We start from the raw sequence: 2,062 nt of genomic DNA on the forward strand, positions 1-2,062 counted from the left end.
ACAAAACCGCTGGAAGCGACCCGAACTTTGGTGATGTCATGATTTACATAATTCCCAATAGGCCGCTTCGCCGGGAAAACTCCGCGAAGTCAAACTCGAGTTTCCTTAACATATCTGCAGATTGTAAACTGGTTAAAGGATCGAAGGTGGCTCTATCGAAATCTATTAAATTAAACTGTCTCGTCTTGCTGTCATACAAAATATTTCCCAGATTAATGTCGTGGTGAACAATTCCTTTCGCCTGCAACCGATCAATCAGCGCCTTTGTCGTAGACTTATCTCTGGATTGACGCAAGACTTCCTCGATGATTTCCGGGTTCCCGCCATTCAGTATGGTTTCCAGAGATTCACCGGGAATCCTCTTCATTTGTAATGTGACGATCGATTGCGTCGGATAGGGGCCGTCTTTCAATACCACTTTCGCGGAGTCCTCGCCGTAAAGCCGCTTGAGTGCTTTTGCACTATTTTTTGCACTATCCAAGTTTGACTGGTAGATTTTACCGTTCTTTATACCTATGGGGTTATTGTATACTTTGATCAAGTAGCCCCCATCCGACTGATAGACCTTGCCGGCCACTCCAGTGCCGACTATCTTTTTCAGCGCACCAACTTCATGCGCAGCACTCTTCACCGCCCCGATATTCGTGGCCGCTTTGTAGAGACGGGAACCGCCTGTAACCCCTTTTGAAGCGGTTGAGGTGGCCTTGAAAACGCCGACTGTTTTTTTAAGCGCGGCGCCCACTGGCACCATGCCTGCACCGACTGCAGCAATCTCCATGCGATACTCGTCGACATACCTTTCGGTTTCGGTCCTTTGAAAGGCATGTTCCCATTGCTTACCTTTTGTTGCATCAACAAGTCTTTTCGCAACAAACTTTACGGCATCCGTCGTCCGCACAAAATCTTTCAGTGATCTTTTAAGAGCGGGGCTCTTTTTACGATATCCAAAAAATTTGTGCAGGTTAGCGGAAGTCCAGCCTAGGTCCGTTACCTTGTCGATGACCAGCTCGCCGTTCAACATGGAGGCCGCGTACGATTTTTTCGAATCGCCTTTGCCAATATCAACGATATAGCCATATCGTCCGTCGCTGACGCCGAAAAAGGGCGATCCAGAGCTCGCGATTTCGGACCTTCCGCCAACAGAAAATACCGTCGCCGGGGTTGACCAGACGTTAATGCCGAGCCCGTGAAGGTAACCTCGCATTTTATTCGTTACGTCAGCTTCTTGCACCTTCATCATCCGTTCGAATTTAGAGTCGAAATACGTGTCTAAGTCGGGCAACGTGCTCAGGTCTGGTGCGTCTTTAACGCGACGAGCCAATGCAGGAATTTTGATCTTTCCGTGCTCGACATAGATGTCCAGCAGGCTCATCGAGAGTTCAACGTCCGCATCTCCCGGTACCTCGGAACCCGTTGGGAAAATATCGCGGACATCGTATTTTTTTTGTGGATCCAGCCCTGCCTCAAGAAGTGCCCGGCTCGCCAACTCCCGGCGGCTATGGGCGCGGACGAGGGGTATCACTACACCCTGAGACTCCGGGTTCGCCGCTCGATTACTCCTTGCCCGCAAAAAGGACGAACTGTTCCTCGGCGAGCGACCTGCGGGGAGCAGAATGGTGACGACTGAAAGTCTTCCGTCAACCCGAACACCCGGGCCAACCTCAACGCGCTGAGACGGCACGAACGGTGCCTGGTTGCTCGTCCATATCCCGTTGGCGTTTGATTCCGGCTGCCAATGGGAACGTGTACTGGCCCGGCCTGCAAAGCCACCGCCCAGCAGCGCAGATAAAAAGGTGACGATGGCAAGCGAGTGAGGTGTCTGCGAGGGAACCATTCTGGACGAACTGCTAGGTGATCCGTGGGCCGCCTCAATGATCGCCACGCTTTCCGCCGCTCTGGGCACCGCGAAATCCTGTGCCTTGTGATTCCGCGCGGTGACGCGCTGCTCCAGTTTCCGCGCCTTGTGATCCTGATCTGCGTGAAATGCACCAACCCGATTATTGAGCTCCGTAGGAAAGTTTATTTTGGTCATTTTAGTTTACGCTCGAATTAAGGGTTTTGG

The 2,062-nt window shown here is 51.7% G+C and carries 1 protein-coding gene; it reads right to left on the reverse strand.

Annotated features, from left to right (window positions below; genetic code table 11):
- Nucleotides 1–43 precede the first annotated feature (43 nt).
- Nucleotides 44–2,032: a serine/threonine protein kinase gene (locus HV796_RS41875; protein ID WP_175233495.1), complete on the reverse strand. Its 1,989-nt coding sequence runs from the start codon at nucleotides 2,030–2,032 to the stop codon at nucleotides 44–46.
- Between the last annotated feature and the right edge of the window lie 30 nt (nucleotides 2,033–2,062).

It is taken from the genome of Paraburkholderia humisilvae (assembly GCF_902859855.1).
Classification (GTDB): domain Bacteria; phylum Pseudomonadota; class Gammaproteobacteria; order Burkholderiales; family Burkholderiaceae; genus Paraburkholderia; species Paraburkholderia humisilvae.

What these genes read in the sequence shown, in the direction of transcription:
- HV796_RS41875 (WP_175233495.1), bottom strand. Translation starts at nt 2,032, where the DNA reads ATGACCAAAATAAACTTTCCTACGGAGCTCAATAATCGGGTTGGTGCA.